This window comes from bacterium, assembly GCA_022763185.1.
Classification (GTDB): Bacteria; Bdellovibrionota_G; JALEGL01; order JALEGL01; family JALEGL01; genus JALEGL01.
On record JALEGL010000006.1, the window covers coordinates 98,446 to 110,710 of the forward strand.

Consider the following 12,265-nt stretch of genomic DNA (forward strand, 5'->3'; position numbering starts at 1 on the left):
TCTTAACAAAATCTTAACAAAAATTTGCTAGTGGGGGCGATAGTCGCTATGAATAGGGCACTTTTTTGGAGGAAGTATGTTAAATAATATCAAAGGTTTAGTTTTTAATTCAATACTTGTAGTGTTTGCAATGCTTTATTCTGGATGTGATCAAAGCGGAAAAAGTCATGATCAAACGCATGCGCATACCAATGAGCAGAGTCATGCTCATGAACAACTGGAAGGCAATGTTAAAGTAGATGGTTCCAGTACCGTTTTCCCGATTACCGAAGCCATGGCTGAAGAGTTTGGTAAAGAAAACCCCAGAGTTAGAGTGACTGTGGGTTTATCCGGTACCGGTGGGGGAATGAAAAAATTTGTTGAAGGCGTGATTGATATCACAGGTGCTTCTCGTCCTATCAAAGCTTCTGAGATAAAAATGGCTGCGGAAAAAAACCGTGAGTTTGTTGAGTTGCCGGTGGCCTATGATGGTATTGCTGTTGTGGTCAGTCACAAAAATACTTTTGCCAAAGATTTAACGGTTGCCGAGCTTAAGTCGATTTGGCAGCCAAACAGCAGCATTAAATTATGGAGTGACATCCGTAAAGATTGGCCTAAACAAGAGATTAAATTGTATGGACCTGGAGTGGATTCAGGAACTTTTGATTACTTTACCAAAAGTATTGTGGGTAAGTCAGGCGCTACCCGTCCAGACTTTACTGCCAGTGAAGACGATAATGTATTGGTGCAAGGTGTGGCGGCAGACGAATATGCTCTAGGCTATTTTGGTTTTGCTTATTGGATGGAAAACAAAGATAAATTAAACCGTGTGGCCATTGACAATGGCAATGGACCAGTTTTACCCAGTGAAGAAACCATTGAAAATGCCAGTTATGCGCCGCTATCCAGACCCATCTTTATTTATATCAGTAAAGATTCATTCACTAAAAAACCGGTAGATGCCTTTGTTAAGTTTTATATTGAAAACGCCAAAGAGTTGGTGGGGCAAGTGGGTTATGTGGCCTTTGGTGACGCTGTGTATGCAGCTATTTTAAAACGCTGGGAAAACAAAGTTCTGGGCTCCAGTTTTGCCGGTGACTCAAAAGGCAGCGTTTTAGAGCGGGTTCAATCACAAGGCCAATAAAAACGGTGCCCGACAACAGCTCAAATAAAAAGCATTCATTTTCTGCAACTGCAGGAAAGAAAAGAACAGAAAAATTGGTTAAAATTTTTCTGTTTGTGTGCGCCTTTGTGTCTATTTTAACCACAGTTGGCATTGTTTGGGTTTTGTTCAGTGAAAGTTTGCCTTTTTTTGGTAAAGTCAGTTTAAAAGAATTTTTCTTGGGAACACAATGGTATCCATTATTTGAACCCAAACGTTATGGTATTTTGCCATTGATTGGGGGTACTTTGATGATTGCTGTTGGGGCGGCCATTGTAGCTTTGCCCATAGGAACGGGCAGTGCCATATATTTAAGTGAATATGCCAGCGCCAGACAAAGATCCATCCTCAAACCGTTTTTAGAAATTTTAGCTGGGATACCCACGGTGGTGTATGGTTATTTTGCCTTAACCGTGATTACTCCTTTTATCCAAAAAATATTTCCCAGCACCAATATTTTTAATGCTGCCAGTGGCGCCATAGTGGTTGGAATTATGATTATACCCATGATTGCTTCTTTATCCGATGATGCCATGCGCTCAGTGCCAGATAGTTTACGAAACGCAGCCTTTGCATTGGGAGGAACAAAGTTGGATGTATCGGCTAAAGTTGTATTTCCTTCAGCCTTATCTGGGGTGGTGGCTTCTTATGTATTGGCTATTTCTAGAGCTATTGGTGAAACCATGGCCGTAACTCTGGCAGCAGGAGCGACACCAAAGTTGACCATCAATCCTCTAGAAAGTATTCAAACCATGACAGCATATATTGTGCAGGTCAGTTTGGGAGATACGCCGGCAGGCAGTGTTTCCTATCAGACTGTTTTTGCGGTTGGTCTAACCCTATTTTTAATGACCTTTGTTATGAATATTTTGGCTCAGAAATTTTTGCATAAGTTTAGGGAGCAGTACGACTGATGGCTAAAAGTAAACGACAAGCCATGCAGTTTTCTAAAAGTATGGCATCACGACAATTGCAGGGAAAAGTGTTTCAGTATGTTTGTTTGGGCTGTGTTTGTGTTGGGATTGTTTTGTTGGCTATTCTTTTGTTTAGCGTTGCCATGCAAGGCTGGTCTTATATCAGCACTGACTTTTTCACAAACTTTCCATCTCGCTTTGCAAAAAAGGCGGGCATTAAATCAGCACTGTATGGCAGTTTATGGTTGATTGTTTTAACCAGCTTAATTTCTGTACCTGTGGGTGTGGCATCCAGTATTTATTTGGAAGAGTTTGCTAAAAAAAATAAATTTACAGATTTTATTCGTCTTAATATTGCCAATTTGGCCGGGGTCCCCTCTATTGTTTATGGTATGTTGGGCTTGGTTATTTTTGTCCGTTGGTTTGGCTTGCAAAGAAGCGTAATTTCTGGAGCGCTTACCATGTCCTTGCTTATTTTACCCACCATTATCATTGCCTCGTCTGAAGCCTTAAAAGCTGTTCCCAATTCCATACGTTACGCTGCCTTGGCACTGGGTTCTACCCGTTGGCAAATGGTCCGAGATCATATTTTACCGGCCAGTATACCAGGAATTATGACAGGAACTATTTTGGGTTTATCTAGAGCCGTGGGCGAAACAGCGCCTTTGATCATGATTGGTGCCTTAACTTACGTTGCCTTTGTTCCTAAGAGTATCCATGACCCGTTTTCAGTGTTACCCATTCAAATTTTTAACTGGGCCTCTCGACCACAAATGGAGTTTCATTATCTTGCCGCAGCAGGAATCATTGTGTTATTGGTATTTTTATTAACCATGAATGCTTTAGCCATATGGATCAGGCATAAATTTGAAAAACGTAAGTAGATAGAACAATGGAAGATAACAAAAAACAACATATTATTAAAATCAAAGACCTTTCCATCTATTATGGCGACTTTAAAGCCGTCAATCAAATTGACTTGGGGATTGATGAGCATAGTGTCACCGCTATTATTGGTCCCAGTGGCTGTGGAAAAAGTACCTTGTTGCGCTCCTTGAATCGTATGAATGACTTTATTTCATCGGTGCGTTGTGAGGGAGATGTTCAATTTCAAGAGGAGTCTATTTTTTCAAATACGGTAGACGTGGTTGATTTGAGAAGAAAAATAGGGATGGTCTTTCAAAAACCCAATCCCTTTCCAAAATCCATTTATAAAAATGTTGCTTGGGGACCTTCAGTCAACGGTTACAAAGGTAATTTAGATCAATGTGTTGAAAGAGCGTTAAAACGAGCAGCCCTGTGGGATGAGGTTAAAGACAAGCTGGATCAAGATGGCTTGTCATTGTCTGGTGGTCAGCAACAACGTTTGTGTATTGCAAGAGCTTTAGCCATGGAGCCGGAAGTTATTTTAATGGATGAACCTTGTTCAGCGTTGGATCCCATTTCTACCAGTCGGGTTGAAGATTTGTTGATAGAATTAAAGCAAGACTATACCATTGTTATCGTGACCCACAGCATGCAACAGGCAGCTCGGGTATCGGATAAAACAGCCTTTATGTATCAGGGGGACTTGGTAGAGTATGGAGAAACCAAAAAAATCTTTACCCGTCCTGATAAAAAACAAACAGAAGATTATGTGACAGGAAAGTTTGGGTAGACCATGCAAAGACATTTACACAGAGAATTAGACAACATTAAAAAAGACCTTTTATTTGTAGGGTCTTTGGTTAAAGACAGCGTTGAAAAAGCCATTGTTGCTTTTAATGAAAGCAACACCGAGCTTGCTGATGAAGTCATTGCCCAAGATAAAAAAATTGACGCACGAGAAGTAGAAATAGAAGAAGAGTGCTTAAAGCTTTTAGCCTTACACCAGCCAGTAGCTGAAGATTTGCGTTTTATTACAGCAGTGATGAAAATTAACAATGCGCTTGAAAGTATGGGTGATAGCGCAACCAGTATTTCCAGACGATGTTTGCATTATGCTAAGCGTGCACCAATTGCCATTCCAGATGAATTGAGTCAAATGTCAGAGAAGACAGTCAACATGATTGAACAAACCCTAAAGGCGTTCTTTCAAAAAGACGATGTTTTGGCTAAAGAAGTTATTAAATTAGATGATGATGTCGATGACTTGCAAGCAGATATTTTGTCCAAGCTTAAAAATATCATGAAAAATGATGCCAATCATATTTCTGTGGCTCTAGATGTCTTTACCATCACGAGACGTTTAGAAGGTATTGCTGACTTAGCAACCAACATTTGTGAGGATATCATTTACATGGTCAAAGGTGAGATTGTTAGACATCAGCGCAAAGAGATTGAGTCTGAGTAAGCTCTTGTCATGGCCAATGTTCTAGTTATCAAAGCAAGTTTAAACCCCAACAGTAAAAGTGCACGTTTTGCAGATATTGCCGTGGATAGTTTAAAGGAATTAAACGGTCAGCATCACTTTGAACTTTTGGATTTAAAGCAAGTTAATTTACCCTTATGTGATGGAGGACAATGTTTTACGGCTCCAGAATTAGCAGACTATCAGGAACTTCTTAAAAAAATGGATGGTGTGTTTATTGCGGCCCCCATTTATAATTACGATGTCAATGCAGCATTGAAAAACTTTATTGAACTGACCGGTCAAGCCTGGAAAGAAAAAGTTTTAGCCATGGCTTTTCATGCTGGCGGTGAGCGTAGCTACATGTCTGCCATGTCATTTATGAACAGCATGATGTTGGATTTTCGCTGCTTGATCGTTCCCAATTTTGTTTATGCTTCAGATTACTTTATTCAAAGTGAAGAAGGTCAAAAACAAATAGAGATACGTATGCAAAGTATTATGAAGAAATTTGTCAGTTTGTGTGAGTGGAAGCAGAGTTTTGAAAAACAATAGGTGCATGAAAAATACACCTATTGTCTAGCAAACAAGATCATCAACATTTGATCTTAGCTGATGGGTATGACCTTACTATGTTCTTTTTCTGCCTTTTCAATAACAATGTTCAGTTGTCCGTCTTTAAATTCAGCATTCACTTTGTTGCTATCACTAAGGTGAGGTAGTTTGAAGCTGCGCTGAAATTTTCCATAGCGTACTTCATTCATCACGGTATTGCCTTTGGTTTGTTCTTTGCGTTCACCACTGATCATCAAGGTGCCGTCTTTCATTTCAATATTAATATCCTCTTTTTTTACACCCGGTAAATCCATATGAATGGTATAGGATTTATCCTGTTCAGAAATAGAGCTGCTAGGACTCAAAAAATCTGAAAAGTTTTTTTCTAGACCTCTAAAGCTAGAGGGTGAAAAAAAGTTGTCAAAAAAGCCATCAAAATGTGAAGGCAAGTTAAAAAAATCTCGGTTATATTTTTGTATGCTCATGCTAAAGTCTCCTTTTTATAGGGTTTATACGAGTAAGCTTACATCAGAAAAGTTAGGACCAAGTTTGTAAATGTCAAGTTTTGATTTTGTATATTTTTTGTCAGAGAGGTTTGGATGTTGCAAGGTCTATGATAAATGACTTTTGTACCATGCTAACGCAGCTAGTAAAAAAAATTTTAGCCTATGATCAGATTGAGGCAACTTACTTAAAACATGAACATGCATTAAGTGCTAAAGAATTGTTAGAAAAAGTTTTATCTGATTGGAAAATCACTGTCAAAGAAGATCACAGCTCAAAAAGCGCATTGACCAATCTCAATAAAGTTTTAATTGTTGCCAATCATCCATTTGGTGGGGTAGAGGGTATGATTTTAACCCGCCAGTTTCTACAAAAAAATACCCCTATAAAAGTTCTGGTCAATCCTATTTTAAAAGTATTTAAACCCCTAAGAGAAAACTTTTTATTTGTTGAACCCTATGATGATGCTGAATCAAAAAAGCTTAACATTCAAGCCACCAAACAAGCCATAGGTTGGTTGAAAAAAGGCAAAGTTTTAGCCATGTTTCCTGCAGGAGAAGTTTCAAGCTATCAAGCTAGAAAAAATTGTATTGTTGATCCGGTATGGAGTAAAAGCTGCGCAGCTTTTGTTGAAAAAACCCAATGTTCAGTTTTGCCTGTTTTTTTTCATGGGAACAACAGCCGATGGTTTCAAATTTTAGGCCTTTTACATCCAAAAATCAGAACGCTTCTTTTGGGAAGAGAGTTGGTGAACAAACAAAAGCAATGCATTCACATGAGCTATGGTAATATTGTACATTTTAGCAAACTGCCAAAGCATTTGAGTAGAAATGAATTGTCAGATTATTTTAGGTTTCTTACTTACAGCATTGCCAAGCAAGGTGAAAAAATAAAGACCAATTCCAAGCAACAAAATATAGAGATTTCTCATGCGGCGGCAGCTCTACAAAACAATATCAATGCCTTACCAGAGGCAGCCCTGCTATTAAGATCAAAGAACTTTTCGGTTTATGTGGCAGAGCATAAACAGATACCCATGCTTATGCATGAAATTGCCATACAAAGAGAGCGTTCGTTTAGAAATGTTGGTGAGGGAACCGGTAAAGCTATTGATACGGATGCTTTTGACCAATACTACAAACACCTTTTTGTTTGGGATGAGGACGCAAAAAAAGTTGTTGGCGCCTATAGAATTGCTTTAAGTGATGAAATTAAACAAAAAAATCAGAAGTTTTATTCACAAACTTTATTTGGTTTTGATGAACGTTTTATCGAAGAGATAGAACCAGCAATTGAAATGGGACGATCATTCGTAAGTTTAGAGTATCAAAAAAGTTTTACACCATTGTTTCTCTTGTGGAAGGGGATAGGTCAGTTTGTAGTTAGAAACCCAAAATATACCAAGCTTTTTGGGCCAGTGAGTATTAGTGGGGAATTTTCTTCACTCACTAAAACAGTGATTAAAGAGTATCTTTTACGGCACTATGGAGCGGGTAAATTAAAAAAGCATGTTCGTGTCAAAGTTCCTTTTAATGGTGAAAATTTGTACGACTATACTGCAGAATCCATGGCAAAGTTTTTTAACAGTTTAGCAGACATTTCTAATTATATTGATTATCAAGAAAAAGAATTTGCAGGCATACCTGTACTGATAAAACATTACATTAAATTGGGTGCTAAGTTTATAGATTTTAATGTTGATCCTGAGTTTAATAATGCTTTGGATGCTTTGATTTTAGTTGATTTAAAGCAAACAGAAGAAAAAAGCTTAAAAAACTATATGGGTGAAGAGGGCTATGAAATTTTTAGAAAGCACCAAGATTTAAATAAAAATCAGAGCTAACTTAATTTTAGATAAAATTTTGAGTTTGATAGACCTTAAGCTTTATAATGTGTTCCTGGTGGTAATTGTGAGGCAAACGGAACAACTGCATTGTTATCTATAATACAATCATCTGCAATTGTGCAGGCATCTTCAACGACAACCCCTTCGCCTATGGCAACATTTTTTCCAATGAAGACTTTATGACCAATACGACTATGGTCACCAATATTGGCTTGGATAATGGTACAGTGCGAACCTATGGTCACACTTTTGCCTAAAGTGACTTTTTTTTCCTGCATGGAAATTGTCTTAATGTATTTTTATACAATTGTAAAAGAGAGTTTGAGCAAATTTCACATTCATAGGGAATGTGATATAAACTTTGGCTTGAGCATTATTGGAATAGGCATTGATATTGAAAATATTGAGCGGTTTAAGACTCATGTTGAACAAGGTCATCAAAGTTTTTTTGAGCGTTTGTTTTCAAATGCTGAGATTGAATATTGTATGACAAAAAAATGTCCTGAGCAGCATTTTGCAGCAAGATTTTGCGCCAAGGAAGCTTTTGTTAAAGCCAGTTTTGGTCAGGAGAAATTTAAAATTACGGATGTTCAAGTACTTAAAAAAGAGGGCAAACCTTATATTGAAATGTGGCAAAAAAAATCCAAAGGTAAAGCCTTGCATCAGTTTTTTCAATCCCACACAGTGTTGCTTTCATTAAGTCACACCCAAGCGTATGCTTGTGCCCAGGTTATAATACAAAAAAATAAACATGAACAAGGATAAACAATGCCCAACAGTATGACAGGATTTGGTAAGGCCAGCATAAGAGTCAAAAATTATGAATACACATGCGAAATAAGATCTGTCAATAGTCGCTACCGAGATGTAAAATGTACATGTCCTAAAGATATGGTAGCGCTTGAACATAAAGTAGAAAAAATGATTCAGAACTATTTTTCAAGGGGAAAGTTTAGTGTTGTGTTGCAAAGAAACAGTTTATCAAGACAGAAAAAAATCAGTTTTGAAGAAAAAAGTATCATTGCGCATTGGAAAACCTTAGATGGGATAAGAAAAAAAATGGGTCTAAAAGAACCTTTAAACATGGAAGCTTTGATTCATATTGATCGAGGTATTTTTGTTAATAAAAAACCTCTAAAAAAAGATATTTATCAAATAGAAAAAAATTACTTAAAAGTCATGCAAAAAGGGCTAGATAACCTTAAAGAATCTCGTAAAAGAGAGGGTAAAGGTATAGAAAAAGTCATGCTTAAGCTGCAAAACAATGTAAACAAGTATGTTAAAAAAATTGAACAAGAGTTTAAGCGTTTTCAAAAAGGCTTAAGCAAAAAAATAAAAGTTAAACTGGCACAGTTACCTAAAGATTATGTCCAGGATAATAAAAAGTATGAAAGTGACCTGGTTTCACTTAAAGATAAAACCGATATCACAGAAGAATTGGATCGTTTGAGCATTCATTTAAAACGGTTAAGAGTTTTGTTAACTACACAAGGTGTTGTTGGGCGTGAGATGGATTTTTTAATGCAAGAAATTAATCGTGAAATCAATACCATTGGCTCTAAATCATCAGAGGTGAAAATCAGCAATCAAGTGATCATGTTAAAAACCGATATGGAAAAATTAAGGGAGCAAGCGCAAAACCTTGAGTAAGAATGAAAAAATAGCAGTAATCTCAGCAGCATCCGGTGCCGGAAAAACTACCGTGGTGAATCGTTTGTTGAAGCAAGATCAACGGTTTTCTAGAGTAATTACCCACACAACCAGAGAAAAACGACCTGGTGAGAAAAACGCTGTAGATTATCACTTTGTTAGCAAGGATGAATTTGAGCAAATGATAGCTCAAGATGCTTTCGTTGAGTGGGCAAAAGTCTATGACAATTACTACGGGACTTCAAAGCAAGGGATAGCGGACATTATTGCCCAGGGAAAGCATGCCTTGCTGGTCATAGAGTGGCAAGGAGCCAAAAATATCAAAAAGCTTTATCCAAATGCCCAGTTTATTTTAATGTTGCCGCCCTCTATGGAAGAGTTAAAAAGCAGAATTTCTGGAAGAGGTGGGGATGTAAAGGATATTACTCAAAGAATTGAGTTGGCCACGCATGAAATTAAACAGATGTTATGGTACGATCAGGTTATCATCAATGATGATGTTGATCAGTGTGTAAAAGATTTGATCTTAGCTTTAAATGATGAGGGTGCTTTCTCAATGGATCAACAAAAAGAACGCATTCAAAGTTTTATATGACTTTAGGTGTTTCGTATATCTTATACCAAGCATAAAAAGCATAAGGCTGTTGACAAAACTTTAAAAAAGTATAGAAAAGGCTGCTATGGCAAGAATTTCAATTGAAGATTGTTTAGATAAATTACAAAATCGTTTTGCGTTGGTGCATTTAGCATCAGAGAGAGCCCGCCAATTGGCCAGAGGTTCAAACCGTTTGATTATCACTAAAAATAAAGATATAGTCACTTCTTTGCGTGAAATTGCCAGCGGTCGCATTAAGACCAAAAAAGAGCTCGACGAAACCGTCATTGAGAGCAAATAACTTTATTCTTTGTTGATTGGAAAAACTCAAAAAAACAGTTTCACGCTGTTTTATGTGTTGGGCAAAAGAAAAAAGCTGAGTTTTTCACCTTTTGCCAGAAGCTTTTCCCTCTAAAAAACAAATCGCTTGTGCAAAAACAAATAAATCCGTAAACTTATAAGCATGGGTAAAAAGTTTGGCGCCTATGAGGTTGAGCGCAAAGTTGCCATTGGGGGCATGGCTGAGATTTATAAAGCCAAAGATGTTTCAGGCCAAGCTGTGGCCATTAAAAAAATTCACCCAAGTCTAGCCAGCCAAGAAAAATTTGTACAAATGTTTTTGGACGAAGTCCGTATTGTTATTCAATTGGATCATCCTAATATTGTGCAGTTGATGGATTTTGGTTTGGTAGAGGGAGCTTATTATTTTTCCATGGAATGGATGGATGGCAAAGCTCTATCGGCGGTGACCAATGAACAAAAAAGAGTTAATAAGCTGATGCCCATTGATGTGGCCCTGATCATGATGATGGATATTTGCGATGGTTTATTTTATGCCCACTCCAAAGAAGACCGATACAAGCGCCCCTTAAATATTATTCATAGAGATATGAGCCCGCCCAATATCTTGGTCAATTTAGGCGGAGTGTTCAAAATCACAGACTTTGGTATTGCGCAAGTTCGGGACAAAAATTTATTGACTCAACCTGGGATTATTAGAGGCAAGTTCAGCTACATGTCCCCTGAGCAATCTTTGGGTAAGCCTTTGGATCATCGTTCAGATCAATTCAGTATTAATATTATATTTTATGAACTGTTGACCAACCACGCCCTATTTCTGCGCAACAGTGAAATAGAAACCCTGCAAGCAGTTAGAAAATGCGATATTCCACCCTTAAAACAGTTTAGAAACAATGTTCCTGCCCAGTTAGAGGCTATCATTCGCAGAGGTTTAAGTCTGGATAGAAACAAACGTTTTACCAATGCCTATGAAATGAAACAGGCCATTGCCAAAGTATACGAAGAAAACTTCCCCAACAGCAGTCGAGAAAATGTGGTGAATTACTTTAATCAACTGTTTCCAGATATGCATTATACCTTGTCCATGCACTCAATAGAGGAAGATTCGCATTATTTACGTAAAGCACGAATTGCTCAAGCTAAAGTGGCCAAGCAGAAGTCTTTTAAATTTAATCCTCAACCCTTCACACATCCCTTGAGCATGACCTTGCTTATGAGTATAGGGACTGTTTTGTTGCTGGAGTTGAGTTTGTTTTTATTAAGTCAGCTGTAACTTTGCCTTGATTGCAAAGTGTTTTAGTTAGCCAACGGTTGACAGTAAAAGTTGATCCATGCTAGATCTTTTGATCAATGCGCAACTGGGGAAATAAACATAACAAAAAATGTTCATTGTTTGTATGTGCAGTTTTTTTATTCACCTTAATTTTCTGCGTTTTTTCATAGGCATGATCATCATCACGAAACCGAGCACATCTGCTATAGCAATACTAAGCAGAGTAAGCAGTATATTAAAGACTTTTCAGAGCAAGATTCTTTTATAAGTGATCATGACTGTTATTTATGCGTACTTTTATCCAACCATCATGCTTATGAATTTTTAAGTCAGCCTTTACGAGTCAATTTTTTAAAAGACATTCATAATGCGCTTAGACAACAAAATACAAGTTACATTCATCTCTCCTGTCTTTTTAAAGCACCTAAAAACTCCCCACCCTTATTTCTCATGGGGTAAAGCATCGTGTTCTATATGCTGCAGTGCTAAGTAAAATGCTTAAGTCTTTCCCCCTCAACTTAACTTAAATATTTTTTAAAGCTCCTGTGCCATAGGGCATTGGTGCTAATCATTGGATGAGTTGTTGTTATAGCAACAGCTGTAAATGTTTATGCTTAATCTTAAGAAGAGAAAACTGAAGAATAAGTTTTAGTTTGGAGAAATAAATGAAAAAAATAACAGTATGTTTACTGATTGTATTATCAATACAAAGTATTGGCTTTGCTCAAAGTTCACGTTTGGAAAATATTGAAGCCATTAAACAAACGGTTTTTGATATGTATTCGAGTGAATTTGATGCAACAAATTATGATCAATTGCAAAAATGGATCGTTTACGGGCTTGGTGAAAGGTCAACACCCATGCATAGTGAGCATCGCCCTGCAATGGTCTATATTGTTAACGGCAGTACAATCGTGAAGCATTATTATGTTTTATATATCGATGGTTTAGGCTACTCAAGCCAATACTGTGATTGCTGTCATATTGAAATGCAGACATCTGGTGGAGGGCTAATTGCGCATTGTCAGGCCGTGTGTACAACACCGCCTTATACTGAAGTAGGGCAATTAACAAAGCTTTTACCCTTCATTAATAGGAATGATAGCTTAGAACTTGTTCGTTATCCATCCAGACCATAGATTGACTGAGGGAAGAGCA

Annotated in this window: 15 protein-coding genes; 13 read left to right on the forward strand and 2 right to left on the reverse strand. The window is 37.5% G+C overall.

Going from position 1 to position 12,265, the window contains the following annotated elements:
• Window positions 1–76 precede the first annotated feature (76 nt).
• Genes MRY82_03100 through MRY82_03125 form a run of 6 tightly spaced genes read left to right on the forward strand, consistent with a single transcriptional unit; the run spans window position 77 to window position 4,939 of the window.
• Window positions 77–1,123 carry a PstS family phosphate ABC transporter substrate-binding protein gene (locus MRY82_03100; GenBank protein ID MCI5071918.1) on the forward strand — a complete coding sequence of 349 codons (1,047 nt, stop codon included), beginning with the start codon at window positions 77–79 and terminating at the stop codon, window positions 1,121–1,123.
• A gap of 5 nt (window positions 1,124–1,128) precedes the next feature.
• The gene (gene pstC, locus MRY82_03105; GenBank protein MCI5071919.1) at window positions 1,129–2,055 is read left to right on the forward strand and encodes a phosphate ABC transporter permease subunit PstC; all 927 of its coding nucleotides are present in this window, start codon (window positions 1,129–1,131) and stop codon (window positions 2,053–2,055) included.
• Window positions 2,055–2,939 carry a phosphate ABC transporter permease PstA gene (gene pstA, locus MRY82_03110; protein MCI5071920.1) on the forward strand — a complete coding sequence of 295 codons (885 nt, stop codon included), beginning with the start codon at window positions 2,055–2,057 and terminating at the stop codon, window positions 2,937–2,939. The genes pstC and pstA overlap by 1 nt, the downstream gene beginning before the upstream one ends.
• A gap of 8 nt (window positions 2,940–2,947) precedes the next feature.
• Window positions 2,948–3,712, forward strand: coding sequence for a phosphate ABC transporter ATP-binding protein PstB (pstB, locus tag MRY82_03115; GenBank protein ID MCI5071921.1), 765 nt, complete (start codon window positions 2,948–2,950; stop codon window positions 3,710–3,712).
• A gap of 3 nt (window positions 3,713–3,715) precedes the next feature.
• Window positions 3,716–4,387 carry a phosphate signaling complex protein PhoU gene (gene phoU, locus MRY82_03120; GenBank protein MCI5071922.1) on the forward strand — a complete coding sequence of 224 codons (672 nt, stop codon included), beginning with the start codon at window positions 3,716–3,718 and terminating at the stop codon, window positions 4,385–4,387.
• A gap of 9 nt (window positions 4,388–4,396) precedes the next feature.
• On the forward strand, window positions 4,397–4,939 hold the full coding sequence (locus tag MRY82_03125) for an NAD(P)H-dependent oxidoreductase (protein ID MCI5071923.1): 543 nt from the start codon (window positions 4,397–4,399) through the stop codon (window positions 4,937–4,939).
• Window positions 4,940–4,992: 53 nt separating this feature from the next.
• Here MRY82_03125 and MRY82_03130 read toward each other — a convergent pair whose 3' ends face one another.
• On the reverse strand, window positions 4,993–5,424 hold the full coding sequence (locus MRY82_03130; protein ID MCI5071924.1) for an Hsp20/alpha crystallin family protein: 432 nt from the start codon (window positions 5,422–5,424) through the stop codon (window positions 4,993–4,995).
• A 149-nt stretch (window positions 5,425–5,573) separates the two neighbouring features.
• Between MRY82_03130 and MRY82_03135 the strand changes: the two genes are divergently transcribed.
• Window positions 5,574–7,286, forward strand: coding sequence for a lysophospholipid acyltransferase family protein (locus MRY82_03135; protein ID MCI5071925.1), 1,713 nt, complete (start codon window positions 5,574–5,576; stop codon window positions 7,284–7,286).
• A gap of 35 nt (window positions 7,287–7,321) precedes the next feature.
• Here the strand turns inward: MRY82_03135 and MRY82_03140 are convergent, their stop codons facing one another.
• A complete protein-coding gene (locus tag MRY82_03140; GenBank protein MCI5071926.1) occupies window positions 7,322–7,567 on the reverse strand; it encodes a hypothetical protein in 246 nt (81 codons plus the stop codon).
• Window positions 7,568–7,610: 43 nt separating this feature from the next.
• Between MRY82_03140 and acpS the strand changes: the two genes are divergently transcribed.
• The 6 genes from acpS to MRY82_03170 all read left to right on the forward strand — a co-directional run bounded on the left by acpS (window position 7,611) and on the right by MRY82_03170 (window position 12,246).
• Window positions 7,611–8,054 carry a holo-ACP synthase gene (gene acpS / locus MRY82_03145; GenBank protein ID MCI5071927.1) on the forward strand — a complete coding sequence of 148 codons (444 nt, stop codon included), beginning with the start codon at window positions 7,611–7,613 and terminating at the stop codon, window positions 8,052–8,054.
• A gap of 3 nt (window positions 8,055–8,057) precedes the next feature.
• On the forward strand, window positions 8,058–8,939 hold the full coding sequence (locus tag MRY82_03150) for a YicC family protein (protein MCI5071928.1): 882 nt from the start codon (window positions 8,058–8,060) through the stop codon (window positions 8,937–8,939).
• Window positions 8,932–9,534: a guanylate kinase gene (gmk, locus tag MRY82_03155; protein ID MCI5071929.1), complete on the forward strand. Its 603-nt coding sequence runs from the start codon at window positions 8,932–8,934 to the stop codon at window positions 9,532–9,534. The genes MRY82_03150 and gmk overlap by 8 nt, the downstream gene beginning before the upstream one ends.
• An 85-nt stretch (window positions 9,535–9,619) precedes the next feature.
• Window positions 9,620–9,835 carry a DNA-directed RNA polymerase subunit omega gene (gene rpoZ, locus MRY82_03160; protein MCI5071930.1) on the forward strand — a complete coding sequence of 72 codons (216 nt, stop codon included), beginning with the start codon at window positions 9,620–9,622 and terminating at the stop codon, window positions 9,833–9,835.
• Window positions 9,836–9,997: 162 nt separating this feature from the next.
• Window positions 9,998–11,107 (forward strand): serine/threonine protein kinase, encoded by a 1,110-nt coding sequence (locus MRY82_03165; protein MCI5071931.1) that lies wholly within the window; start codon window positions 9,998–10,000, stop codon window positions 11,105–11,107.
• Window positions 11,108–11,772: 665 nt separating this feature from the next.
• The gene (locus MRY82_03170; protein MCI5071932.1) at window positions 11,773–12,246 is read left to right on the forward strand and encodes a hypothetical protein; all 474 of its coding nucleotides are present in this window, start codon (window positions 11,773–11,775) and stop codon (window positions 12,244–12,246) included.
• Window positions 12,247–12,265: the final 19 nt, after the last annotated feature.